The organism is Stenotrophomonas sp. Steno-Z2 (genome assembly GCF_056393235.1).
This window is the reverse complement of sequence record NZ_JBWJOY010000001.1, coordinates 78,149-100,907: the sequence shown is the minus strand read 5'-3', so window position 1 is coordinate 100,907 and position 22,759 is coordinate 78,149. Positions and strand designations below refer to the sequence as shown.

Sequence of the window (22,759 nt, the reverse complement as noted above, 5' to 3'; positions counted from 1 at the left end):
TCGGCGCCGGGTGCGGGCGCTCGCCGACTGTAGCGCGTGAGCCGTTTTCCGCTTCGCGGCCATGCAATGAAGCAGGCGACGCATGGCGAAGGCTGAGTCCGCCAGGCGCCTGAAGCCGCTGAACGGCCAGCGGGCAACGCGGGCAGGCAGGGCGTTGGTTGCCTTGTCGCGGGGCGGGCTTTGCCGGCTTTCCTGATCCTTCCATCCGGCCGGCGGCGGGCGTCAGCCTGCCAGGAGGAAGAGCATCGCCTCGCGGATGCATGACCCCCGGCGGCGACTGCGTGGTGTTGGCATCCGCCACCGCCGAGGCGCCCAGGGCGCCGGGCGTTGCGTTCCGGTACCGCCGGTTGTCAGCTGGCTTCGAGCCGGATGCCGGGCATGCCGCGTCCCTAGTCGCGACGGGACACGATGCCGGCCCGCGCCTCAGACCACGCCGGTGGCGTAGTACACGCCGATGATCGCGAATACCGCCAGGGTCTTGATGACGGTGATGGCGAAGATGTCCTTGTAGGACTGGCGGTGGGTCAGGCCGGTGACGGCCAGCACGGTGATGACCGCGCCGTTGTGTGGCAGCGTGTCCATGCCGCCGGAGGCCATTGCCGCCACGCGGTGCAGCACCTCCATCGGGATGCCGGCGGCCTGCGCGTTGGCGATGAAGCTGTCGGCCATCGCCGCCAGCGCGATGCTCATGCCGCCCGAGGCCGAGCCGGTGATGCCGGCCATGGCGGTGACGGAAATGGCTTCGTTGACCAGCGGATTGGGGATCGAGCCCAGCGCGTTGGCCACCACCAGGAAGCCGGGCAGCGCGGCGATCACCGCGCCGAAGCCGTATTCGGAAGCGGTGTTCATCGAGGCCAGCATGGCGCCGCCGATCGCCGATTTCGTGCCTTCGGCGAACGCGGCCAACACCGGCTTCCAGGCGAAGGCGATGACGCTGAGGATGCCCAGCAGCAGCGCGCCCTGTACCGCCCAGATGGCGGCGACCTTGGAGACTTCCTGCACCACCGGCGCCGGGTTGCCGATCACCGCCGGCACGAACGACTGGCTTTCGCCGTAGAACCCCGGAATCCAGCGGGTGAACAGGAAATTGGCCACGCCCACCAGCACCAGCGGCAGCACCGCGACCAGCGGATGGGCGAGGCGGTCGCCCTGGAAGGGTTCGGGTTCGTTGCGCAGTTCCTCGTGGGCGCCGGAATAGCCCTCGCCCCTGGCGATGGCGACACGGCGACGCCACTCCAGGTAGCTCATGCCCAGGATCAGAATCACCACGGTGCCGATCACGCCCAGCCACGGTGCGGCCCAGCCGGTGGTGCCGAAGAACGAGGCCGGGATGATGTTCTGGATCTGCGGCGTTCCCGGCAGCGCGTCCATGGTGAAGGTGAAGGCGCCCAGCGCGATGGTGCCGGGGATCAGCCGCTTGGGGATGTTGCTCTGGCGGAACAGCTCGGCGGCGAACGGGTAGACCGCGAACACCACAACGAACAGCGACACGCCGCCGTAGGTGAGCAGGGCGCAGACCAGCACGATGGACAGCATCGCGCGCTGCGCGCCGACCAGGCGGATGGTGGCGGTGACGATCGACTTGGAGAAGCCGGAGATTTCGATCAGCTTGCCGAACACCGCGCCCAGCACGAATACCGGGAAATACAGCTTCAGGAAGCCGACCATCTTGTCCATGAACAGGCCGGTGAACATCGGCTGCACCAGCGTCGGGTCGGTCAGCAGCACCGCGCCCAGCGCCGCCACCGGCGCGAACAGGATCACGCTGTAGCCGCGGTAGGCCACGAACATCAGGAAGCACAGCGCCGCCAGTACGATCAGAAACGACATCCACGGCTCCGCGGCCAGACACGATGCCGGCGAGTATCCGGAGCCGCGGCTGGCCGGCCCACTGTACGAACGGACGATGCTCCGGCTCCGGGCGCCCGGCTAACGTGCGCAGCATGGGCGGCATCCGTGTGCCGCCGTGTCATACCCGGGAGGAGGGAGACCAATGAAGCGCAAGTATCTGAGCATGGCCGTGGGCTGTGCCCTGCTGGCCCCGGCCGCATTCGTGCAGGCCCAGGAACAGCAGCCGGCCGGCCAGCCGCAGGCCACCCAGCTGGACGAAGTCACCGTGACCGCGCGCCGCCGCACCGAGTCCATCCAGGACGTGCCGGTGGCGGTGTCGGCCTTCGGCGAGGAGCAGATCAAGGACCTGCAGGCGTCCACCGTGGAAGGCCTGCAGGGCGCGGTGCCGAACATGAACATCGCCCAGGGCCGTGGCTCGGCCAACAGCGTCAACGTGTTCATCCGCGGCATCGGCCAGCCGGACGCGCTGCAGACCTTCGACCCGGGCGTGGGCATGTACGTGGACGATGTCTACTACTCGCGCATCAACGGCGCGCTGTTCTCGTTGTTCGACATCCAGCAGCTGGAAGTGCTGCGCGGCCCGCAGGGCACGCTGTACGGCAAGAACTCCACCGGCGGCGCGATCAAGCTGACCACCAAGAACCCGTTCGACAACGAGGGCGGCGCAGTGGAAGTCACCGCCGGCGACTACGGTCGCCTGGAAGGCCGCTTCTACGTGTCGGGCAAGCTCAGCGACACCGTCGCGGCCAGCATCGCCGGCGCCAAGATCACCAACGACGGCTACGTGAAGGACGCCGACACCGGCAGGCGCTACAACGACGACGACACCGAGGCGCTGCGCTTCAAGCTGGCGCTGAACCCGACCGACAATTTCCGCGCCACCCTGAGCGTGGACACCACCAAGCAGGACGCCGCGCTGACCATGGGCCGGCCGATGGCCGACCTGCGCCAGACCAGCCTGGCGCCGGCCGGCGTGATCGTGCTGCAGCCCGGGCAGACCGGCGAATGGAACCGCCGCGCCCGCACCTCGTTCCAGGACGGCCAGGGCCAGTACCTGAAGCACTCCGGCGCTTCGCTGGCGATGGACTGGGACATCAACGCGCAGTGGACGCTGAAGAGCATCAGCTCCTACCGCAAACTCAAGACCAGGTCCTTCATCGACATCGACGCCTCCGAGTACGAGCTGGGCGACGTGCTGGTCGCGCTGAACCAGGACCAGACCAGCCAGGAATTCCAGCTGCACTACGACAACGGCTCCAACCTGCACGCCACCTTCGGCGCGTACTACATGAAGGAGAACGTGCCCTCGTACCAGGAGGCCTATGCCGACGACCTGTTCTCGTTCCTGGGCGCGAAGGTGCCGTTCCTGCGTACCATCGACGACGACCTGACCACCACGTCCAACGCCGCCTTCGCCCACGTCAACTGGGAGTTCGTGCCGAGCTGGACCGTGGCCGCCGGCGTGCGCTGGACCAGGGACAAGAAGGACTACGACCGTTCCACCAGCACGTTCTGGGGCGCGCCGTTCTCCGCGGCGAACGAAACCGTGGCCTTCGCCGCCAATGCCTCGTGGACCGCGGTGACGCCGTCGATCAGCCTGCAGAAGGCCTTCGGCGACAACCTGATGGGCTACGTGTCGGCCAACCGCGGCTTCAAGTCCGGCGGCTTCAACGGTCGCGCCAACACCGTCTACGACACCCAGCACGCCAAGTTCGATCCGGAATACGTGTGGACCTACGAGCTGGGGCTGAAGGGCAGCTCGGCCGACCGCCGCTTCCGCGGCAGCGCGGCGGCGTTCTACAGCAACTACAGCGATTTCCAGGCGCGCGTATCGCAGGACGTGGGCACCTTCCCGGTGCTCAACGCGGCCAAGCTCAACATCAAGGGCATCGAGCTGGAAGGCAGCGCGCTGCTGGGCGAGGCCACCACGCTGAGCGCGCAGATCGGCTGGATGGATGCCAAGTACGACCGCTTCGAGGACTTCCGCCTGGATCCGTCCTACCCGGGCTTCGACCCGAACGTGAGCCACGACCACGTGCCGTTCTCGCCGGACTGGACCGCGCGCGTGGCGCTGCAGCACGTGTTCGCGCTGGGCGACAGCGGCAGCCTGACCTTCGGTGGCGACGTCTCCTACCGCGGCAAGACCTGGCTGAGCGTGGACAACCGCGACGTGCTGAGCCAGGACGCCTACACCCTGCTCGGTGTCTACGGCGTGTGGGATTCGCCGCAGATGGCCTGGCAGGTGCGCGCCGGCGTGCGCAACCTGACCGACAAGGAATACAAGACCGAAGGCCAGGAGTTCGCCAGCGTGGGCAACATCCAGACCGCCTACTACGGCCTGCCGCGCAACTGGTACGTGTCGCTGCGCTACAACTTCTGAGCCCACGCCAGGTTCGTGGAACCCAACCCTCCCTGCGCCAGCAGGGAGGGTTTTTCATGGCGTCGTCCGCGTGTCATCTCTCGCACGATCCCCGTAGGAGCGGCTTCAGCCGCGACGGGGCTTTCCAGGAATTGCTGGAGACAGCTTTCCCGGCGCGCGGTGATTCATCGGGAAGGCTCCATCGCGGCTGAAGCCGCTCCTACGGGAGGCGGCGCGCCGCGGTTCCTTCCCGCCGGCCGCGCGCCGTATCCTGCCCGCCATGCACACGGGGAACGCATACGCATGTTGAGTCTGGTGACGGTGGCGCTGGCCGGGGTGGCGTGGCTGGTGCTGATGTTCGGCGTCGCGCTGTACGGCGAGCGCCGGCCGACCGCGTTCGCGCGGCACTGGCGCCATGTCTATGCGCTGTCGCTGGCGGTGCACTGCACCTCGTGGACGTTCTACGGCACGGTGACCCAGGCCGCGCGCTATGGCTGGCCGCTGCCGCCGACCTTCGTCGGCGCGATCCTGTTCTACGCGCTGGCCATCGGCATGATGGTGCGGCTGGTGCGGCTGGCGCGCGAGACCAACGCCACCTCGCTGGCCGACCTGATCGCCGCGCGGCTGGGGCGCGATGCGTGGCTGGCGGCGACGGTGACGCTGATCGCCGCGCTCGGCCTGATCCCCTATATCGCGCTGCAGCTCAAGGCGGTGGCGATGAGCTTCGGCATGCTCACCCTGCGTTCGGCCGACGCCGTGCAGGACGCCGCGCCGTGGCGCGACAGCGCGCTGTACGTGGCGCTGGCGATGGCGCTGTTCGCGATGCTGTTCGGCGCGCGCCGCGCCGACGTGTCAGAGCACAACCGCGGGCTGGTGCTGGCGATGGCCGCCGAGTCGCTGTTCAAGCTCGGCGCGATGCTGGCGCTGGGCGCCTTCGTCTGGTTCGGGCTGGACGGGGTGGCGGTGCCGCCCCCGGCGCCCGCGGCGGATGCGCCGGCCGGTGGCTTCGTGCCGCTGGTGCTGCTCGGCGCGCTGGCGATGTTCCTGCTGCCGCACCAGTTCCACGTCGGCGTGGTCGAGTGCCGCGACCCGGCCGACATCCGTACCTCGCGCTGGCTGTTCCCGCTGTACCTGCTGCTGATCGCGCTGCCGATCCTGCCGCTGGCGCGCGCCGGCGGCGCGCTGCTGGGCAGCAGCGTGCCCAGCGACATGTACACGCTGGCCCTGCCGTTCTCGGCCGGGCACACCGGGGTGGCGCTGTTCGCCTTCCTCGGCGGGTTGAGCGCGGCCACCGGCATGGTGGTGGTCAGCACTCTGACTCTGAGCCTGATGATCGGCAACCACTGGTTCGCGCCGGGCCTGCTGCGCAGCACCTGGGCGCGCGCCGGCGGCGACCACCGCCGCGAGCTGGTGTGGCTGCGCCGCGCCGGCATCTGCGTGATCATGTTGCTGGCCTGGGCCTACAGCCGCTCGATCGGCGGCGGCAACGTGCTGGCCGACATCGGCGCGATCTCGTTCTCGGCGATGGCCACGCTGGTGCCGGTGCTGGGCTTTGCGATCTGGCGGCCGCAGACGCCGCCGCGCGCAGCCATCGCCGGCGTGCTGGCCGGTTTCGCCACCTGGGCCTGGGTACTGCTGCTGCCGACGCTGCTGGAAAGCGGCGGCCGGGTGCCGGCCTGGCTGGCGCAGGGGCCGCTGGGCTGGCGCTGGCTGGCGCCGGAAGCGTTGTTCGGCCTGACCGGCTGGAGCCCTCTGGGGCGCGCGGTGGGCGCCAGCCTGTTCGTCGGCACCGCGGTGACGCTGCTGGCGATGGCGTGGCGGCGCGATACGCCCGACCGCGCGCGGCGCAACCTGGACGCCGACGCGCTGCGCGATGCCGGCCGCCGCTTTCTGCCCTACGAGAAGGTGCAGCGCCTGCTGGCCGATGCGCCGCGGCAGGGGCCGGTACCGGCGGCGACCGAGGCTGGCGTGGAACGCGAGCTGTCAGCGGTGCTGGGCGCGGCGTCGGCGCGGCTGCTGCTGGATGCCGCGCGCCGCGAGAGCGGCGAACTGGCCACGGTCGCGGCCATCGTCAGCGAGGCCTCGCAGGACCTGCGTTTCAACCAGCAGGTGCTGCAGGCCGCGCTGCAGAACATGAGCCAGGGCATCAGCGTGATCGACCGCGAGCAGCGGCTGGTGGCCTGGAACCGGCCCTACGCGCAGCTGTTTGGTTTTCCCGAGGAACTGCTGCAGGTCGGCCGGCCGATCATGGACCTGACCCGCTGGGCGCTGCGCGCGATGCCACAGCGCGGCAGCGACGAACGCGCGGTGGACCGGCGCCTGGCGTTCATGCGCGCCGGCACCGCGCACCTGACCGAGCGGGTGTTCCCGGATGGCCGCATCGTCGAGATCCGCGGCAACCCGATGCCCGGCGGCGGCTTCGTCGCCACCTTCACCGACGTCACCGAGTTCCGCCGCACCGAGCAGGAGCTGATGCGCAGCAACGAGACGCTGGAGCAGCGCGTGGGCGAGCGCACCGCGCTGCTGGAATCGGCCAAGCGCGAGGCCGAGCGCGCCAACGACGCCAAGAGCCGCTTCCTGGCCGCCATCGGCCACGACCTGCTGCAGCCGCTGCACGCCGCGCACCTGTTCACCGACACGCTGGCGCAGCAGGTGGAGGAAGCGTCGCAGCGGCAGGCGGTGGTGCAGATCCGCGGCGCGCTGGATTCGACCACGCAGCTGCTGACCGGGCTGTTCGACATGTCGCGGCTGGAAGCCGGCGGGCTGGTGCCGCAGCCGCGCGACATGCCGCTGGCCGAGGTGCTCGATCCGCTGGCTTCCGAGTTCCGCGCGCTGGCCGCGGCGCGCGGGCTGGCATTCCGCTACGTGCCGACCCGCGCCTGGGTGAACAGCGACCCGCAACTGCTGCGGCGCGTGCTGCAGAACTTCCTGGCCAACGCGGTGCGCTACACCGCGCACGGCGGCGTGCTGCTGGGCGTGCGCCGCGACGGTGGACGGCTGCGCATCGAGGTGCACGACACCGGGCCGGGCATCGCCCGGGGCGAGCAGCGCCGCATCTTCGAGGAATTCCGGCGCGGCGAGGACAGCGGCGGGCAGGGGCTGGGCCTGGGCCTGGCGATCGCCGACCGCATCGCCGGCCTGCTTGAGGCGCCCTTGCGGCTGCGCAGCGAGCTGGGCCGGGGCACCGTGTTTTCGGTGGCGGCAGGCATGGCGCCGACGCCGCGCGCCAGTGCCACCGCCGTGCCAGCGCAGCACGGAACGGCGCAAGCAGGCGAGCAGATCCGGGTACTGGTCGTGGACAACGATCCGGCGGCGCTGGCCGGGCTGGCGGCGCTGCTGCGCGGCTGGGGCTATGACGTGGCCGAAGCCTCGGCCGAAGCCGGCGCGGTGGCGGCGATGCAGGCCGCACCGGCGGCGCTGTGGCTGTTCGACTACAACCTGGACGACGGCGACACCGGCACCGCGCTGCAGGCGCGGCTGGGCGAACGCTTCGGTACGCGGCCCACCCTGATCCTCAGCGCCGACGACAGCCTGGCCACGCGCCGCGAGGTGCTGGAGCAGGGGCTGACCCTGCTGCACAAGCCGGTGCGGCCGCTGGCGCTGAAGTCGATCATGGACCGGCTGCTGGCCGCACGCGCGGTCGCCCAGGCGCCAACGTCGTAGCCGCGTTTCCCGCCTGCGCCGAGCGCCTGCGCTTCTGCTTGCCGCAATACGCCTCGTGCAGCGCCTGCATCACTCCCAGCGCGGGGCTGTCGGCGAGCGCGTAGAAGATGGTCTGCGCCTCGCGCCGGGTGGCGACCAGCCCGGCGTCGCGCATCACCGCCAGGTGCTGGGACAGCGCCGACATCGACAGTCCGGCGCTGGCCTGCAGTTCGCCTACCGAGGCCTCGCCTTCCACCAGCTGGCAGAGCACGCGCAGCCGCGCCGGGTGGGCGATGGCCTTGAGCAGCTGCGCGGCCTGTTCGGCATGGGCCTGCATCTGCGCGATATCCAGGTCGGGCGTGTTCATGCGTGCGTCGAGGTTGGGGCTTGTGGTTCCGGGGAAGAGAGTTTAATTTAGAAAAATCTAAATTACAAAGCGGTGGCGCCCATGCATCCGACTCCACGACATTCCCCTCTGGTCGAAGCCTTCTTCGACAAGGACACCGGCACCTTCAGCTATGTCGTGTACGACGAACTGGCCGGCTCGGCGGCGATCATCGACCCGGTGCTGGACTACGAGCCGGCCGGCGCGCGCATCGGCACCGCCTCGGCCGATGCGCTGCTGGCCTTCGTGCGCGAGCGGGAGCTGAAAGTGGCGTGGATACTGGAAACCCACGCGCATGCCGACCATCTCAGCGCGGCCGGCTACCTGGCCGACATCCTGCATGCGCCGGTGGCGATCGGCCGCGGCATCGTCCAGGTGCAGGAGCGCTTCAAGGCCCTGTTCGGGCTGGGCGAGGACTTCATCGCCGATGGCCGCCAGTTCGACCGCCTGTTCGTCGATGGCGACCGCTTCAGCATCGGTACGCTGGAGGCGCGGGTGATCGCCACGCCCGGCCATACCGACGACAGCCTGACCTATGTGATCGGCGATGCGGCCTTCATCGGCGACACCCTGTTCGCCACCGATACCGGCACCGCGCGTGCCGATTTCCCCGGCGGCGATGCGCACCGGTTGTATGCGTCGATCCAGAAGATCCTCGCGCTGCCGGAAGATACGCGCCTGTTCCTGTGCCACGACTATCCGGGCGGCCGCCGCGACGCGCTGCCGCAGACCCGCATCGACGAGCAGAAGGCAGGCAACCCGCACCTGGTGGGCATCGACGAGGCGGGCTTCGTGCGGACGCGCCAGCAGCGCGACGCGACCCTGCCGGTGCCGCGGCTAATCCTGCCGGCGCTGCAGGTCAACATCCGCGGCGGGCGCCTGCCGGAACCGGACGCCAACGGCATCCGCTATTTCCGCCTGCCGCTGGACCAGATGGGGGGCACGCGATGAGCACCTGGCCTGTCGCGCTGGCTGGCGGCGTGCTGATCGGCCTGGCGGCGACCCTGCTGCTGTGGTTGAACGGACGCATCGCCGGCATCAGCGGCATCGTCGGCGGCGTGCTGCTGCCGCAGCGCGGCGAAGTGGCGTGGCGGCTGGCCTTCCTGCTGGGCCTGGTCGTGGCCGGCGCGGCATGGCTGTGGTGGGTGCCGGGCGCGCATGCGCCGCGGCAGGGCTTTCCGCCGGCACTGCTGGTGGCCGCGGGGCTGCTGGTCGGCTTCGGCACGCGCATGGGCAACGGCTGCACCAGCGGCCATGGCGTGTGCGGGCTGGGGCGGTTGTCGCTGCGCTCGCTGGCGGCGGTGCTGGCCTTCATGGCGACCGCGATCGCCACCACTTACCTCGTGAGGCACGTGGCATGAGCGGCCTCCGGACCGTGCTGGCGGCGTTGCTGGCCGGTGCGCTGTTCGGCCTGGGGCTGGCGGTGTCGGGCATGACCGACCCGCAGCGCATCCTCGGCTTCCTGGACGTGGCCGGCGCGTTCGACCCGACCCTGCTGTTCGTGGTGGGCGGCGCGGTGGGCACCACCATGCTGCTGTTCCGCTTCGTGCTGCGTCGTCCGGCGCCGCTGCTGGCAGAGCGCTTCCGGATCCCGGAGCCGCGTGGCGTCGATGCGCGCCTGCTGGCCGGCGCGGGCGTGTTCGGCGTCGGCTGGGGGCTGGCGGGTTATTGCCCGGGGCCGGCGCTGGTGGGCCTGGGCGTGCTGTCGCCCGAAGCGCTGTGGTTCGTGCCGGCGATGCTGGCGGGCATGGCGCTGCACCGCCTGTTGCGCGGACGCTGAGCCACGATTCCTACACGACCTGCCTGGCCGGGTCGCTCAGTTCCAGCTCGCGCAGCACCACGCTGGCCTGGGTGCGGTTGCGCACGCCCAGGCGCTCGAAGATCGCCGACAGGTGCGCCTTGACCGTGCGTTCCTGCACGTCCAGGCGGTCGGCGATCTGCTTGTTGAGCAGGCCCTCGGCGACCAGCGCCAGCACGCGGAACTGCTGCGGCGACAGGCTGGCCAGGCGCGCGGCCAGTTCGCTGTCGTGGCTGGAGGACTGCGCGCGCGCCACCGCCGCGCGCAGCGAGGCCGGCAGCCATTGTTCGCAGGCCATCACGCTGCGGATCGCTTCGCGCAGTTCGTTCAATCCCGAACTCTTAGGCAGGTAGCCGGCGGCGCCATGGTCGAGCGCGCGCCGCACCACGCGCGGGTCGTCGTTGGCCGACACCACGATCACCGCCACGCCCGGGTGCTGGGCGCGGATCGCCGCCAGCCCGGCCAGCCCGTGGTTGCCGGGCATGTGCAGGTCGAGCAGGATCAGGTCGGTCTGCGGCGCGGCATCGAGCGCGGCCAGCACGCCTTCCAGCGATTCGGCCTCGCGCACCTGCAGGTCGGCCACCGCCTCGCCCGCGGCCTGGCGCAGCGCGGCGCGGAACAGCGGGTGGTCGTCGGCGATCAGCAGGCTGGGCATGGGCATGTCGGCTGGAACGGAGACCTGCATTGTCGGCGAATGTCCGGCAGGCGCGCACCCCGCGGTGCGCGATGGGCAGCCGGGAAGGCCCTTCGCGCCCCAGGTGCGCTCCTAGGTGCTCACTGCGCGGTCCAGGCGCCGTCCATCGGCATCGCCGCGCCGGTGAGGTTGTGCGCCTCGCGGCGGCACAGCCACACCACCATCGCGGCGATGTCCTCCGGCAGCGACATGCGCAGGCTGGGCTGCTTTTCCTCCAGCAGGGCGCGCACGCCGTCGTCGCGGCTGCCGCCGTTGCGGTGCGCCTGGATCTGCGGCTCGATCAGCGGCGTTTCCACCCAGCCCGGGCACACGCAGTTGACGGTGACGCCGCCGCTGTCGCGGTTGCCGGCGGCCGCGTATTCCAGCGCCGCCACCTTGCTCAGGCCGACGATGCCGAACTTGCTGGCCACGTAGGGCGCCTTGTTCTTCGACGCCACCAGGCCGTGCACCGAGGCGATGTTGACCACCCGGCCGTAGCCGCGCGCGGCCATGCCCGGCAGCGCCTGCTGCATGGTGTGGAACGCGGCGCTGAGGTTGATGGCGATGATGTCGTCCCACTTCTGCGCGGGCTGCTCTGCCAGCGGCGCGGCGTGCTGGATGCCGGCGCAGTTGACCAGCACGTCGAGCGCGCCCCAGTCCTGCACCGCGGCCATCATCGCCTCGATCTCGGCCGGGTTGCGCAGGTCGGCGCCGAAATGGCGCGCCTGCCCGCCGGCCGCGGCGACGCTGGCGAGCGCGGCGTCGATCTGTCCGGCCGTGCCCAGGCCGTTGATCGCCACGCGGGCACCGGCCGCGGCCAGCGCCTGGGCGATGGCCAGTCCAATCCCCGAGGTGCTGCCGGTCACCAGCGCGGTGCGGCCCTGCAGGAAACGGTCCATGGAAACTCCGGAAAACGAGGTGGGGAAGGCTGCAGAACGTAGCAGCCGGAACGTAAGCGCCGCGTGGTACGAAAGTACGATGGGCCGGGCAGGGCGCTCTGCTAGTGTTGCGCCATGACCATTTCCGTCCTGCGCGCCGCCTGCGGCCTCATCGTCGGACTCGGCCTGGCGTCGTGCGCCAGCGGCCCCGTGTCCAAGTCCGTGGAGTCTTCCATGTTCAGCAACGAACTGCGCAGCGAACACCGCGGCGACGACGACCTGTTGACCGCTGGCCTCGGCCTGGCCGGGCTGCGCAGCATGGCGCCGCCGGCGTTCGCCGACGCCAGTGCGCCCACCGTGGAAGAACTGCGCCGGCGCGCGCTGTGGGGCAGCTGGCGCGGCATCGCCGATCTCGCGCCGGGCGGCGGCTATGGCGAGCTGTTCGGCACGCTGGAGGCGGTGCCGGGCCGCGAGTACTCGGCCTATGCGCGCCTGCCCGGCGCGAAGCAGCCGCACCGCGTGCTGGCGCAGGTGCCGGACCATTTCGACACCGGCAGGCGCTGCGTGCTGGTGGCGCCGGCCTCCGGTTCGCGCGGCATCTATGGCGCGGTGTCGGTGGCGGCGGCCTGGGGCCTGCCCAAGGGCTGCGCGGTGGTCTACACCGACAAGGGCGCGGGCAGCGACTACTTCGACCTGGATGCGCAGAGGGGCGTGCGCGCCAACGGCATGGTCGGCGCGCTGGGCGAGGCCGCCGACCTGGCCTTCGTGCCGGATGCGCCGGTCAACGCCTCCGGCGTGGCGTTCAAGCACGCCCACTCCAAGGACAACCCGGAAGCCGACTGGGGCCGCCACGTGAAGCAGGCCGCCGAGTTCGCGCTGCTGGCGCTGGACCAGGCCTTCCCGCAGGCCGCGCCCTTCACCTTCGCCAACACCCGCGTCATCGCGGTGGGCATCTCCAACGGTGGCGGCGCGGTGCTGCGCGCGGCCGAACTGGAAGGCGACTGGCTGGATGCGGTGGTTGCCGGCGAACCCAGCGTGCTGTCCGACGGTCCCGGCGCGCGCGCGCTGTACGACTACGCCACCGAGGCGGCGCTGCTGATGCCGTGCGCGCAGCTGCACATGGCCAACCTGCCGCAGCCGCCGCTCACCGCCGCGCTGCAGGCCGGCGCCACCGTGCGCTGCGCCACGCTGGCGGCTGAAGGCGTCATCGGCGGGGCGACGCCGGCGGCGCAGGCCAGGGCGGCCTATGAATTGATGTTGAGCAGGGGCTGGACCGACGCGGCGCTGCGCGCCGGCGCGCTGTCCACCGGCTTCGACCTGTGGCGCGCGGTCGCCGCCACCTATGCCTCGGCCTACGGCCGCTACGGCGTGGGCGAGCATCCCTGCGGCTTTGCTTTCGCTGCGCAGAACCCGGACTTCTCCCCGCGCGCGGTCACCGCCGCCGAGCGCGCGGCCTGGATCGCCGACGGCAGCGGCATTCCGCCGGGCGCCGGTGTCGGCCTGCTCGACCGCAAGGTGCAGTTGCCGGACCTGACCTACGCCGGCCTGAAGTGCCTGCGCGGCCTGTGGGACGGGCAGGGCGAGGACGCGCGCCGTGTGCAGGCCGGCATCCAGGCCACCCGCGCCGGGCTGCCGCGCAAGGGCCTGCCGGTGATGGTGGTGCATGGCACCGATGACGGCCTGATCCCGCCGGCGTTCAGCAGCGCGCCGTACGTGGCCGCGGCCAAGGCGGCCGGGCGCGAGGTGAACTACTGGCAGGTGCGGCATGTGCAGCACTTCGACGGTTTTCTCGGCCTGCCGGATTACGGCGCGCGCTACCTGCCGCTGCTGCCCTACGTGTATGCCGCGCTGGACCGCGTGCAGGCGCGGCTGGACAAGGGCGCGCCGCTGCCGGCCGACGCGGTGATCGAGACCACGCCGCGCGCGGGCAGGCCGCTGACCGCCGCGGATCTCGCCATTCCGCAATGAGCGGATGACCGCAGAGCGCACTTCGGTGCGCGCCGCGGCTCTGCCGGGAAAACCGTTGCGCACTGGAGCGCGCTCATTCGCGCGCCAGGCTGGCATCATGCCGCCATGGACATGCTGACGACGCCTTCCCGTGTGATTCCGGCCGCCACCTATCACCGCGAGCGGTGGCGCAACGGCCTGGGCTGGACCCGCGAAACCCTGCGCCTGCCGGAGCAGGGCGACTGGCAGCTGCGCCTGTCCATCGCCGAGATCGAACAGGACGCGGCATTTTCCGCGTTCCCCGGCATCGAACGCGAACTGGTCCTGCTGGAAGGCGAGGGCCTGCGCCTGCGTTTTGCCGATGGCCGCTGCGAAACCCTGTTGCCGCCCTACCAGCGGCTGCGCTTCGCCGGCGAGGACGCGCTGACCGGCGAGCTGGTCGACGGCGCCACCCGCGATTTCAACCTGATGTGGCGGCGCGCGGACCTGCATGCCGAACTGCTGCACCGGCCGCTGGTCGGCAGCATGCTGTTCTTCAGCGAACCGCAGACGGCCTGGGCGATCCACCTGCTGGCCGGGCAGGCGGGCTTCGAGGACGCGGCGCTGCCGCCGCTGCAGGCCGGCGACACCGCCTGGCTGGGCGCGGGCGAACGCCGGCGTTTCACCTTGACCGGCGGTGGCGAGCTGCTGGCGATACGGGTCACCCCGGCCGGCGGCTGACGCGGCGCGGATACGTGGACAGGCGCGCGGCGCGGCCGATGATGGCCCGACCAGGGTACGGGGAGCAGCGATGGGCAAGACCACGACCACGGATGTCGCTGCGTTCATCGACGCGCTGGATCACCCGCTGACGCCGGTGATACGCGCGCTGCGCGCCCTGCTGCTGGCGGTCGACCCGTCGATCGCCGAAGCGGTGAAGTGGAACGCGCCCAGCTTCCGCACCTCCGGGCACTTCGCCACGATGCAGTTGCGCAGGCCCGATGTGGTGCGCCTGGTCCTGCATCTGGGGACGAAGAAACGTGGCCTGCCGGCGGGCGCCATCGCCGATCCGGACGGTCTGCTCGCGTGGCTGGCACCGGACCGCGCCCTGCTCGAGTTCCGCGATGCCGCTGAACTGGAAGCCAGGCAGGCCGCGGTGGTGGCGCTGGTCAGGCAGTGGATGGCGCTGCTGCCGTAGAGGCGGGGCTCGCCCCGCATGGGGCTCTATCCCCTTACATCCCGGCAGACAGCCCCACCGTTCCCTGCTTCATTCGTGTCTGTCAGTAGACATCGCGCCGGTAGCGCCGCTGCATGACCAGCTGGTCCCGGCCTTCGCCGCCCAGTGCCTGCGCGATCACCGCGTCCACCGCCGGCGCCATGCCCTGCAGGCTGCCGCAGACCAGCACGGTGGCGCCTTCGTCCACCCACTGCCGCAGCCGCCCGGCGTGCGCGGCCAGCACGTCCTGCACGTAGCGGTGCGCTCCGCCGTCGCGGCTGAACACCGTATCCAGGTGCTCGATCCAGCCTTCGCGCCGCCACTGTTCCAGTTCGTCGCCGAAATGGAAGTCGTGGGCCTGGTGGCGTTCGCCGAACAGCAGCCAGTTGCGGCGCGCGCCGGCGTCGATGCGCGCGCGCAGGTGCGCGCGCAGGCCGGCGATGCCGGTGCCGTTGCCGATCAGCACCAGCGGCGCATCGCCCGCCGGCGGATGGAAGTTGGCGTTCGTGCGCAGGCGCAGGTCGATGCGCCCGCCGACGGCGGCGTGGTCGCACAGCCAGCCGCTGGCCAGGCCCGGCGTGCCGTCCGGATGCGACTGCCGGCGCAGCAGCAGCTGCAGGCTGCCCTCGGACGGCAGCGAAGCGATGGAGTACTCGCGGTGCGGCAGGGGCTGCAGCCTGGCGGCGATGGCGTCGGGATCGCCGCCGTCGAGGGCATCGGGCAGCTTCGACGCGGCCAACCGCTCGCGCAAGGCGCGGCCATCGGCCAGCGTCGTCCGTGGATCGAGGCCGTGCGCCCGCATCCAGTGCTCGACCCTGGCATCGGCGTGGCGCGGGCCGACCTCGGCGATGTCGCCGGCCTGCCAGGCGGGCAGGTCGCCATCGGCCGGCTGCAGGTGCAGCTGGAACACCGGGCCGCCGACGCTGCCGGGATTCAGCTGCCGACGCGCACGCAACCGCCATGGCTGGTAGTCCGGTGCGCTCCAGTCGGCCTGCACGCTGCCATCGCCGAACTGGCCGAGCAGCTGCTGCCAATGGCGCAGGGCGGCCGGATCGGCGTTGTCCACTTCCACGGTATCGAACAGCGGCCGCGCGCCGCGCCGGCGCAGCCAGTCGTCCAGGCGGTGGCCGAATGCGCAGTAATGCCCGTAGCTGCGGTCGCCCAGCGCCAGCACCGCGTATTGCAGGTCCGGCAATGCCGGCGCCTGCCGCATCACCTGGCCGAGGAAGGCCAGCGCGTGGTCGGGCGGGTCGCCTTCGCCGGTGGTGCTGGCGACGAACAGCGCCTTGCGGGCGCCGGCCAGCAGGGCCGCATCGACCTGGTCGAGCGCGCGCAGGCGCACCCGGCAGCCGCCATCGCGCAGGCTCTGCGCGGTGTGTTCGGCCAGCTGCCGGGCGAAGCCGGTCTGGCTGGCCCAGACCACCAGCAATGGCGGTTCGCCGGCCTCGGCAGCATCGTCCTTGCGCGGCCGCGCGCGCCACCACAGCGCCGCGCACCACGCCGCATAGCCGAGCAGCGCGGCCAGCGCGATCCAGCGCCGTGCCGGCAGCGGCGTGGCCAGCCACCATTCCTGCCCCAACTGCAGGCGCAGCAGCCCGCCGGCGATCGCCAGCAGCAGGGCGATGACCGCGGCATTGCCGGCGATGGCGCGCAGGGACGTCGAGCGGCTCATGCCTTGCCTGCATCCAGATGCCGCTGGAAGGCCCGCGACAGGGTTTCGACCGGGCCGTCGCCACCGCGCTGGAGGAAGCGCGCGGCCAGACCATGGGCGTCGGCGAAGGCCAGTCCTTCGTCCGCGCCCATCACCGTCAACGCGGTGGCCCAGGCATCGGCCAGCATCGCCTCGCGGTGGACCACGGTGACCGCCGCGGCCGCGCGCTCCACCGGCATGTGCCGGCGCGGATCCAGGGTGTGGCTGTAGCTCACGCCCTCGTGTTCGTAGCGGTGCCAGCGGTCGCCGGAGGTGGCCACCGCCAGCTCGTCGAGCGCCAGCACGCGCGGCGGGTGGTCGGCGCCGGCGTCTTCCTCCGGCGCCGATTCGACCAGCACGCGCCACGGCTGGCCGTCGGGTTTGCGGCCACGGCCATGCAGTTCACCGCCAACCTCCACCAGTGCCGCGTCGATGCCCTGTGCGCGCAGCCAGCTGCTGACCAGGTCCACGCCGTAGCCCTTGGCAATGGCGGACAGATCCAGCTGCAGGCCACCAGGCTGCAGCACGGCCTGCGCCTGCGCATCCAGCTGCAGGCGCTGCCAGCCGCAATGCGCGGCGACTTCGGCGATGCGCGCGGCATCAGGCCGGCGCTGGCGCTGCGCCCCGGCGCCGAAGCCCCACAGCGCCACCAGCGGGCCGACGCTGGGATCGAAGGCGCCGCCGCTGCGTCCGGCCACCTCATGCGCGGTCCGCAGCACGCGCCAGAAGTCGTCGGGCAGGGGCTGCCAGCTGCCAGCGGCGGCGCGGTTGTAGCGGCTGATGTCCGAGGCCGGCTCCCAGGTGCTCATCTGCGCGACCACGCGGTCCAGCTGCGCCTGGATGCCAGCATGCAGCGGGTGCAGGTCGCGGTCGCGCGGCGCCACCAGCTTCACGCTCCAGGTGGTGCCCATGGTGTGGCCGCCGAGGGCGACGATGTCGGGAGAAAGCATGGAGCGCGGGGCCAGGGGCGGGTGAAGAGGAACGAGGAGAAGGTGGAAGTGGAGGCCGCTCCTGCTCCTGTCAGAGATGAAGGCGACATGCGACCTCCGCCTTCGCGTGGACGGCGGAGCGCAGGGAGAGGAAGAACGCCGCCGACGCTGCCGTGGCCTTTACCCGTTCCTCGCTTCCCTGCGCCCGTTCCTGTTTTACTGCGGCAGCACTTCCAGCGTGGCGACGTAGCTCAGGCGGCGCTGGCTGGCCTGCGGCGCGCTGGCCTTGTCGTCGGTGGTCGAGGCCTCCAGCCAGTACATGCCTGCTTCCGGCCAGGTCACCGTGAAACTGCCGTCGGCGCCGGTGGTCGCCTTGATCTCGTCCTGCGCGTTGCGGTAGCGGGTGGCGCCGCGCACGATCTCCACTTCCAGGCCGCTGGCGGGCTTGCCGTCCACCATGAGCTTGAAGGTGGCCTCCTCGCCGGCGAACAGGTCGTTGGGGTGGGTGACCGGCACCAGCTCCAGGCCCTTGCCGATGGCGGCGACGCTGCTCGGTTCGCCCTTGGTGATGAAGGTCTCGACCCGGCCCATGCCCTCGGTGACCACCAGGTTCTGCGCGTCCTTCGGAATCTTGGTGGCCAGGTCCTCCGGCGTGGCGTTGCGCAGGAAACCGCCGCGGGCGCCGCCCATGCCGCCGGCGGCCGGCTTGTCCCTGGCCGCGGCCAGGCTTTCAGGGGTGTCCCAGCGCGCGGACAGGCCACGGTTGACGTTGGCGATGCGGTAGGTGCCTTCCTGCGCTAGCGGCACGTCGAACACGCTGCGGTACTTGCCGGTGGCCGGGTTCTGCGGCTGCAGGACGCTGCCATCGGGCGTGGCGATGGTGACGTTGTCCAGGCGCATGGCCACGTGGTCGGGGTAGTACAGCTGGTTGGATACCGCCGCATCGACCGTGACCCAGACATCGTTGCCGGCGACCACGGTGGACGAGGGCAGCAGCCACTGCTTGTGGGCCACGGCGGAGAACGGGAGCGCGGCGGCGATCAGCGCGGCGAGCAGGGTGGTGCGTTTCATGGTGTGTTTCTCCTTGTCCGTAACTCAGGGCTTGGTGGCGAGAGTGACCAGGCCGAGCTCGCTCTGGCCCTGGGCGCTGCCGTTGCCGGCCTTGCCCTTCCACTCGAAAGGAATCTTCAGCAGCTCGCGGCCGCCGACTTCGCGCACGGCCTCCACCACCAGGGTGTACTGGCCCGCGGGCAGGCCGCGCAGCTGCGGCTGGCCGTCGCTGAAGGCCAGCGCGTGCCGGCCGGCCGGGCGGGTCGGGCCGGTCACGCCGTCCACCGGCACCTGCAGGGTGCGGCCGCTCTTGCGCCACCACTGGCGCAGGTCGGGCAGCCATTTGGTGCCGTGGCCCTCGGCGTTGGCCGTCTGCTGGTACCACACCGACAGGTTGGCCACGGACTTCTGCGTGCCATCCTCGATCCACACCGCCACATAGGGACGGTGGTACTCGGCCACGTTGAGCTTGGGAATCTCGACGTTGATGTCCAGGCTCGCGGCATAGGCCGCCGGGGTGGCGGCGAGCAGTCCGCTCAGGGCGATGGTCAGGGTGACGCGCATGGTGCGACTCCGTAGGGGAAGCGTGGTCAATGGATGAGGAGCAGGGCGATCAGCAGCGGTATCAGCATGCCCAGGCCGACCAGCGGCCAGGTCATGCGCCGCTGCCGCGCATGCAGGTGCAGCAGGAACAGCCCGGTGATGCAGAACACCAGGCAGGCCACGGCGAACAGGTCGATGAACCAGCCCCAGCCCGGGCCGGCGTTGCGGCCCTTGTGCAGGTCGTTGAAGTACGACACCCAGCCGCGGCGGGTCTGTTCGAACTCCACCGCGCCGGTTTCGCGGTCGATGCTCAGCCACGCATCGCTGCCGGGGCCGGGCATGGACAGGTAGACCTCTTCCGGCGACCACTCCGCCGTGCGCCGGCCGATGGAAACGTCCAGCTCGCGCGACAGCCAGTCAGCGACCCGGGCCGGCAGCGGTGCGTTGCCGTCCTCGTGCGGCGCCGCCAGCACCTGCAGCAGCGGCGCCGGCAGTTCCAACTGCCGGGTGGTCACCTGCGGCTTGGCCTCGATCTTCGCGGCGTGGTTGAGGGTGATGCCGGTGGCGGCGAACAGCAGCATGCCGACCAGGCAGACCGCCGAGCTTATCCAGTGCCACTGGTGCAGCGTGCGCAGCCAGAAGCCGCGACTGGCCTGCTGCTGGACGAGATCGGCGGGAGAGCGTTCGGCGGACACGTGCATGGGGCGGGGGAAAGAGATGGAATTAGAACATTGATGAGAATGATTCGCAATTTGTCGCGGTCTGCGTGGTTGCGGCGCGCCGCAGTAGACCCGCCCCCGGAGAGGAGGACGGGCCCGCCACAGTGCCGGCCGGATCAGAACCGCAGGTTCAGGCTCACCCAGACGCTGCGCGCCTTGTCCTTGTTGTTGTAGTCGTCCTCGAACAGCACTTCGTTGGCCACGTCGCCGTAGATGCCATTGCCATTGAGGTCGTTGAACGAGGCCTGGTAGGTCGTGAAGTCGCGGTCGAGCAGGTTGTTGATGCGCGCGTTGATCGTCAGCCAGCGGGTGGCCTCGAACGAGGCGCCCAGGTGCAGCACCGTGTAGTCCTTGTAGTACAGCTCCCTGCCGGTGACGGCGCTGATGCCGCGGTAACGCCTGGAGCGCGCTTCGGCGGTCAGGAACACGCTGAAGCGGTCGCTGGCCTGCCAGTCGAAGGTGGCGTTGGCCATGTGCCGGGCGCTGTTGCCCAGCGGCAGGCCCTTCTCCGCGCCGCTCTTCTGCTCGCTGTCGGTAAAGGTGTAGTTGGCGCGGAAGCCGAAGGCCTCGCTGATCGCCCAGCGCCCGGCCAGCTCCGCGCCCCGGATCACCACTTCATCGATGTTCACCGTGCGGTTGCTGTTCGCATAGCCCAGGTCCGCGTACTCGCCGCTGCTAGTGCAGCTCAGCGCCAGGCCGGCGCCGCAGGGCTGGCTGTCGATCTTGTCGTCGAACCGGTTGTGGAACAGCGTGGCGTTGAAGTTGTGGCCCTGCGGATGCTGCCAGTACACGGCCAGCTCGGTACTGGTGCTGGTTTCCGGTTTCAGGTCCGGGTTGCCGAAGAACGGCGACGTGCCCTGGCCGCCGAAGCCGGTGACGCCGTCGTACAGGTCGGTGGTCCTGGGCGTCTTGAAGCCGGTGCTGATGCCGCCCTTGACCGTCCACTGCGCGCCGAGGGTGTAGACGCCGTACAGGCGCGGGCTCAGGTGGTCGCCGAATACCTCGTGGTCGTCGTAGCGCAGGCCGGCGGTGAGGGTCAGCGGCGCGCTTACCTTCCAGTTGTCCTCGACGAACAGCGACTGCATGTGGTGCTCCTGCTTCAGCCCGGGCGTCCCCTTCTCGGTGCCGAACACGCCATCGGTCAGCTCGCCGCGGATGACCTGCGTGCCCATCACCAGGGTGTGCTCGCCGGCGGCCTGGAACGGGACGTCGAGCCTGGCGTCCAGGGTGTACTGCGCGCTCTCCAGCGTGCGCTTGGGCCGCGGCAGGAAGGTGGACTCGGCCAGCGCGCGGCGCTCGGCCAGGCCCATGCCGGCATACGGGCCGGTGCCGTCTATCATCGCCAGCAGCCGTTCGCGCTCGGCCACGGTGAACGGCAGGGTGCGGCCGTCGTTGTTGGTGGCCACGTGCGCCAGCGAGACGAAGCTGTTGCCGAAGTCCCACTGGCCTTCGTGAGTCAGTGCCCAGGCGTCGCGGGTGAACGCCTGCGTGGAGCTGTAGCCGACGCGCGGATCGGCGCGGCGCGCCCAGGTGCCGCCATTGGCTTGGCAGGCGCTGGCGTTGGCCCCGGCCGCGCCACGGCAGAAGCTGGAGGCGCGCCAGACGCTGTTGATGTTGTCCACGGTACCGACCGGATATTCCTCCACCCCGCTGTCGTTGATCTTGATCCTGTTGTCGTACTCCTGCCGCGAGGTGTCGTAGTCCAGGGACACGGTCTGGTTGTCGGCCGGCATCCAGGTCAGGGTGATGCCGCCGGCCTTGTTGGTGTTGTCCACGGTCTTGCCGCCGCTGCCGAAGCCCAGCGGACGCGTGTGCAGGCCGCCGGCGGGATCGGTGGCCGGCGCGTACGTCGGGTTGGACGCCTTGCGGTCGTACCCGCTGCCGCGCGCGCTGAGGTTGAGCACGCCGGGCAGCAGCGGGCCGGTAAGGAAGAAGTCCACGGTGCTGTCGTCGCCGAACTCGTCGCTGGTCTCGACGGTACGGGCGATGCTGGCCGAACCGTGCCAGCGGTCGAGGGTGCGCCTGGTGATGATGTTGATCACGCCGCCCATGGCATCGGCGCCGTACAGCGTGGACATCGGGCCGCGGATCACCTCGATGCGCTCGATCGCGTCCAGCGGCGGGATGTGGTTGAACTGGTTGCCGCCGAAGTTGTTCGGGTAGATGTCGCCGTGGTTGTTCTGGCGTCGGCCGTTGACCAGGATCAGGGTGTAGTCCGAGCCCATGCCGCGCATGGAAATGCTGCCCTGGCCGGTCTTGTCGCGGGTTTCGCCCACGTCCACGCCTTCCAGGTCGCGGACCGCGTCCAGCAGGGTCATGTAGGGGCGCTTGGCCAGTTCCTCGCGGGTGATGACGGAGATGCTGGCCGGCGCGTCGGTGACCTTCTGCTCGAAGCCGGACGCGGTGACCACCACGGCGTCCAGCGTCGCCGGTTGGCCGGACGGTGCGCCGGATGCGTGGGCCTGTATCGACATCGCCGACAACAGCGCGAGGGTGAGGGAAGCGCGCGCAGCGGGCGCGCGGAAGCGATGGCGCAGAGCCATGGGATGACCTCGGAAACGAAAGGGAAGGGCACACCTGGCCGGTGGCGCATGCGGACGCCACGGCAGAGCGTGAAGAGGAAGGCGCGCCGCGGTGTCGCGGCGGAGGGTCAGGCCGCCGGAGGCGCCTGGCTGCGTTGCAGCCGCCAGCCCGCCGGCATGGCGCCCGGCAGCGTCGGTGTACCAACCGGAACGGTGGAGCGCGCGACGAATGCCTGATCGACCGCCGCCGGGCGTGGCGGGACCGGACGGCTCCAGGCCGCACGCGGCGTCTGCACTGTGGCCGCACGGCGGAGTTTGGCCGGATTTTCCCGTTCGACGGATTCGCCCGCCGGGCTTTCCTCGCCACTGGCGGGCGCATGGGTGGCCGCTCCGGCCGTCGCCGTCTGCAGGGCGCCGCCCGGCCAGCCGGGGACCAGCAGCGAAAACACCGCCAGCAATACCAGCACCTGCGTACGCAGGCCTGCGCGCAGGTGCGCGAAGGCTGACAGGCGAGATGGCTGGAGCAGGTGGTGCACGCGAATCCCCGTTGGCGGACATCGGCCAGACCGGCCAGCGTC

General features: G+C 70.8%; 19 protein-coding genes. 8 read left to right on the top strand and 11 right to left on the bottom strand.

All coding sequences use genetic code 11. The annotated features are described in order from the left end of the window. Positions 1-423: 423 nt before the first annotated feature. Entirely contained in the window at positions 424-1,830 is a 1,407-nt protein-coding gene (locus AC06FP_RS00430) for a GntP family permease (protein WP_478074084.1), read from the bottom strand. A 163-nt stretch (positions 1,831-1,993) separates the two neighbouring features. Here AC06FP_RS00430 and AC06FP_RS00425 point away from each other — a divergent pair, with 163 nt between their 5' ends. After that, positions 1,994-4,231 carry a TonB-dependent receptor gene (locus AC06FP_RS00425; protein WP_478074083.1) on the top strand — a complete coding sequence of 746 codons (2,238 nt, stop codon included), beginning with the start codon at positions 1,994-1,996 and terminating at the stop codon, positions 4,229-4,231. Positions 4,232-4,513: 282 nt separating this feature from the next. Further along, entirely contained in the window at positions 4,514-7,873 is a 3,360-nt protein-coding gene (locus tag AC06FP_RS00420; RefSeq protein WP_478074082.1) for a PAS-domain containing protein, read from the top strand. Here AC06FP_RS00420 and AC06FP_RS00415 read toward each other — a convergent pair. Beyond that, entirely contained in the window at positions 7,821-8,219 is a 399-nt protein-coding gene (locus AC06FP_RS00415; protein ID WP_478074081.1) for an ArsR/SmtB family transcription factor, read from the bottom strand. The genes AC06FP_RS00420 and AC06FP_RS00415 overlap by 53 nt on opposite strands. Before the next feature lie 81 nt (positions 8,220-8,300). On the opposite strand from AC06FP_RS00415, the gene AC06FP_RS00410 reads away from it, so the two are divergent. The 3 genes from AC06FP_RS00410 to AC06FP_RS00400 are packed head-to-tail and all read left to right on the top strand — an operon-like array spanning position 8,301 to position 10,017. Beyond that, the gene (locus AC06FP_RS00410) at positions 8,301-9,188 is read left to right on the top strand and encodes an MBL fold metallo-hydrolase (protein WP_478074080.1); all 888 of its coding nucleotides are present in this window, start codon (positions 8,301-8,303) and stop codon (positions 9,186-9,188) included. Next, positions 9,185-9,598: a YeeE/YedE family protein gene (locus AC06FP_RS00405; RefSeq protein WP_456116828.1), complete on the top strand. Its 414-nt coding sequence runs from the start codon at positions 9,185-9,187 to the stop codon at positions 9,596-9,598. Before AC06FP_RS00410 ends, AC06FP_RS00405 begins: the two co-directional genes overlap by 4 nt. Continuing rightward, positions 9,595-10,017 (top strand): DUF6691 family protein, encoded by a 423-nt coding sequence (locus AC06FP_RS00400; protein WP_478074079.1) that lies wholly within the window; start codon positions 9,595-9,597, stop codon positions 10,015-10,017. The genes AC06FP_RS00405 and AC06FP_RS00400 overlap by 4 nt, the downstream gene beginning before the upstream one ends. A 10-nt stretch (positions 10,018-10,027) precedes the next feature. Here the strand turns inward: AC06FP_RS00400 and AC06FP_RS00395 are convergent, their stop codons facing one another. Then, positions 10,028-10,690 (bottom strand): response regulator transcription factor, encoded by a 663-nt coding sequence (locus AC06FP_RS00395; protein WP_456116826.1) that lies wholly within the window; start codon positions 10,688-10,690, stop codon positions 10,028-10,030. 119 nt (positions 10,691-10,809) lie between these two features. Next, complete coding sequence (locus tag AC06FP_RS00390; protein WP_456116825.1) at positions 10,810-11,607, bottom strand: 3-hydroxybutyrate dehydrogenase; 798 nt, start codon at positions 11,605-11,607, stop codon at positions 10,810-10,812. A 213-nt stretch (positions 11,608-11,820) separates the two neighbouring features. Between AC06FP_RS00390 and AC06FP_RS00385 the strand changes: the two genes are divergently transcribed. The 3 genes from AC06FP_RS00385 to AC06FP_RS00375 all read left to right on the top strand — a co-directional run bounded on the left by AC06FP_RS00385 (position 11,821) and on the right by AC06FP_RS00375 (position 14,710). After that, a complete protein-coding gene (locus tag AC06FP_RS00385) occupies positions 11,821-13,554 on the top strand; it encodes a 3-hydroxybutyrate oligomer hydrolase family protein (RefSeq protein WP_478074078.1) in 1,734 nt (577 codons plus the stop codon). Positions 13,555-13,659: 105 nt separating this feature from the next. After that, positions 13,660-14,253: a HutD/Ves family protein gene (locus tag AC06FP_RS00380; protein WP_478074077.1), complete on the top strand. Its 594-nt coding sequence runs from the start codon at positions 13,660-13,662 to the stop codon at positions 14,251-14,253. 70 nt (positions 14,254-14,323) lie between these two features. Continuing rightward, the gene (locus AC06FP_RS00375; RefSeq protein WP_478074076.1) at positions 14,324-14,710 is read left to right on the top strand and encodes a DUF1801 domain-containing protein; all 387 of its coding nucleotides are present in this window, start codon (positions 14,324-14,326) and stop codon (positions 14,708-14,710) included. An 82-nt stretch (positions 14,711-14,792) separates the two neighbouring features. Here the strand turns inward: AC06FP_RS00375 and AC06FP_RS00370 are convergent, their stop codons facing one another. From AC06FP_RS00370 to AC06FP_RS00340, 7 genes are all read right to left on the bottom strand, one after another. Further along, positions 14,793-16,400 (bottom strand): sulfite reductase subunit alpha, encoded by a 1,608-nt coding sequence (locus AC06FP_RS00370; RefSeq protein WP_478074075.1) that lies wholly within the window; start codon positions 16,398-16,400, stop codon positions 14,793-14,795. Next, entirely contained in the window at positions 16,397-17,368 is a 972-nt protein-coding gene (locus AC06FP_RS00365) for an FAD:protein FMN transferase (protein ID WP_478074074.1), read from the bottom strand. Before AC06FP_RS00365 ends, AC06FP_RS00370 begins: the two co-directional genes overlap by 4 nt. A 195-nt stretch (positions 17,369-17,563) precedes the next feature. Beyond that, the gene (locus AC06FP_RS00360) at positions 17,564-18,418 is read right to left on the bottom strand and encodes a DUF4198 domain-containing protein (RefSeq protein ID WP_478074073.1); all 855 of its coding nucleotides are present in this window, start codon (positions 18,416-18,418) and stop codon (positions 17,564-17,566) included. Between the two features lie 24 nt (positions 18,419-18,442). After that, positions 18,443-18,961, bottom strand: coding sequence for a DUF2271 domain-containing protein (locus AC06FP_RS00355; protein ID WP_478074072.1), 519 nt, complete (start codon positions 18,959-18,961; stop codon positions 18,443-18,445). 26 nt (positions 18,962-18,987) lie between these two features. Beyond that, on the bottom strand, positions 18,988-19,641 hold the full coding sequence (locus tag AC06FP_RS00350; protein WP_478074071.1) for a PepSY-associated TM helix domain-containing protein: 654 nt from the start codon (positions 19,639-19,641) through the stop codon (positions 18,988-18,990). Positions 19,642-19,775: 134 nt separating this feature from the next. Further along, positions 19,776-22,202, bottom strand: a complete 2,427-nt coding sequence (locus AC06FP_RS00345; protein WP_478074070.1) for a TonB-dependent receptor domain-containing protein — start codon at positions 22,200-22,202, stop codon at positions 19,776-19,778. 107 nt (positions 22,203-22,309) lie between these two features. Further along, on the bottom strand, positions 22,310-22,717 hold the full coding sequence (locus tag AC06FP_RS00340; RefSeq protein ID WP_478074069.1) for a hypothetical protein: 408 nt from the start codon (positions 22,715-22,717) through the stop codon (positions 22,310-22,312). Positions 22,718-22,759 lie beyond the last annotated feature (42 nt).